General features: G+C 71.2%; 2 protein-coding genes. Both read right to left on the reverse strand.

Going from position 1 to position 431, the window contains the following annotated elements; all coding sequences use genetic code 11:
• On the reverse strand, window positions 1-233 hold a 233-nt coding region (locus GHC57_RS19205), incomplete at its 3' end, for a hypothetical protein (RefSeq protein ID WP_153347279.1).
• On the reverse strand, window positions 230-431 hold a 202-nt coding region (locus tag GHC57_RS19705; protein WP_211369264.1), incomplete at its 5' end, for a hypothetical protein. The genes GHC57_RS19205 and GHC57_RS19705, both read right to left, overlap by 4 nt.

A 431-nucleotide genomic window follows, 5' to 3' on the forward strand; every position in this document is an offset into this window, starting at 1 on the left:
ACGGTATCGCCGCGCCGTGCCGGGCCGGTGACCTGCGGAGTCGTGAGCGTCTTGAACAACGCCTGTGTCTGCGGCGCTACCTCGGCAACGAAGGTGTCAAGGGCGTCCTTGTCCGCGCGGCAGAGTGCGACGGCCCAATCGCGCTGGAACGGCAACAGGTGGATGTCAGAGGGCACGGTGTCGGCGCTGGCGTTCAGCGCGACCAGGTGGTGGGCCAGGGTGGGCCGGGTCATGAGGGCGTCTCCGTCATGCGGTGCATCGGCGCTGCCGGCGGCGGGTTCAGACCGGCCGCCCGCATGGCTGCGCGGCGCCGACGCACGGCGCGTTCGCTGCATCCGGCCGCCTGTGCGATGGCCGCGTTGGTCGCGCCCGGGTGTGCCATAATGGCGCGACGAAGCCGGACGTCCTGCTGTGTGCCGGAATGCAGCGGG

Origin of the sequence: Roseospira navarrensis, assembly GCF_009601025.1 — a bacterium.
GTDB lineage: Bacteria > Pseudomonadota > Alphaproteobacteria > Rhodospirillales > Rhodospirillaceae > Rhodospira > Rhodospira navarrensis.